The 1,507-nt window shown below is 69.2% G+C and carries 1 protein-coding gene; it reads right to left on the bottom strand.

The features are described 5' to 3' along the window. A partial coding sequence (locus tag V6U90_RS33330) for an IS1380 family transposase (protein WP_334445145.1) occupies positions 1-1,387 on the bottom strand: 1,387 nt, incomplete at its 3' end. Positions 1,388-1,507: the final 120 nt, after the last annotated feature.

The raw sequence follows: 1,507 nt of genomic DNA, 5'->3' as shown, positions 1-1,507 counted from the left end.
AGCCGGGTGCGGTCTGGACGGCGGTGAACAGGTTGTCGAACGCTGCTTGCCAGGGCCAGTGGTCGGGTAGGTGCAGGTGGATGGTGCGGGCCCGGTGCGCGAGGCGGGCCGCGACGTTGATGATCCGGGTGCGGATCGTGGCGGGCCGGGCGGTGCGGTAGGCGCCCGCGGCCAGGTGCCCGGCGGTGCGGGTGAGGTTGTGGGCGATCGCGGCGCAGGTCAGCCAGGCGTCGTTGGCGCTGAACCGGCCGGAGGGCAGGTGGGCGAGCGGGCCGGCGATCAGGTCGGCGTTGACCTGTTCGATGATCGCGTGGCCGCGGTGCTGGGCTTCGGCCTGCACGAGCGTGTACGGGCTGTCGGTGAACACGGCGTGATACCGGTAGGTCGGTAGCAGTTCGTCTTGGCCGGGGAGCTGTGCCGGGTCGTCGCGGCGGATGCGGCGCACGATCAGCCGGGCGGTCACCGCATGTCGGGTGCCGTCGAACGCGGTGTACGTGGTTTCGGCGATCTGCGCGTCGGAGATCCACCGCCCGGTGTCTTCGTCCCAGATGGCCTGCGGGTACTTGATGTCGACCCATCGGTCGTCGGTGATGCTGTCGCACGCGGCGCGGATCTTCGCGTCGATGCGGCAGGTGACCGAGAACCTGACCATCCGGCGCCGGCAGGTAGTGATCACGGTCTTGGCGTAGAACGCCGAGTCGGCCCGCACCACGATCTCCCCGGCCGCGCCGCAGGATCGGGCGGTGGTGATCGCCTCGGCGATCATGCTCGCCGCGCCGCGGGCCGAGCCTGCGTTACCCGAACGTAGCCTGGTCGCGGCGATCACCGGCGCCGACAGCGGTGTGGACAGCGTGGCGACGAGGGGGTTGTAGCCGCGGAGGTAGACGTTGTAGCCGCCGACCTTGGTGTGGCCGAACCCGATGCCCTGCTTCTGCTTGCCGTAGACACGGCGCAGCATCGAGTCAACATCCACAAAGGTCAGCACGTCGGCGCCGTCAAGGATCGCGGCCCGGCCGGCCAGGCCGATCAGGGTGTCACGGGCGGCGGCCTGCAACTGCCGTACGTGTCCGTGGGTGAACGTACGCAGGAACGACCCGAGCGTCGACGGCGCGTACACACCGGTGAACAGCGAGCGCATGCCACCGTGCCGGGCGATGCCGAGGTCGTCGATGCTGTCCGCGCCCGCGAGCATCCCGGCCACGATCGTGGCGACCTTCCCGGCAGGGTTGGCGCCCTTGTCCGTCGGTAGCCGCACCCGGTCGGTGACCGCGTCGTGCAGACCGGCCCGCTGGGCCAGGCGCATCACCGGAGCGAGGCCGGCACACGACACCAGATTCGGATCATCGAACGAGGCGCGCACCACCGGCGCGTCATGGCGTAATCTCACCTGCGAGGTGCCCTCTCGAGCGAAGCGATAGAAGCGTGATAACTCCTATCATTCCAGCTCAGAGGGCACTTTCTATCTCCGGGGTCCCGCCGACCCGACATTCATCGGTGGATCGAGGCT

Source organism: Micromonospora sp. CPCC 206060 (assembly GCF_036906895.1).
In the GTDB taxonomy this organism is placed as follows: domain Bacteria; phylum Actinomycetota; class Actinomycetes; order Mycobacteriales; family Micromonosporaceae; genus Micromonospora.
The sequence above is the reverse complement of the archived record's forward strand: the minus strand, read 5'-3'. Positions and strand labels throughout refer to the sequence as shown.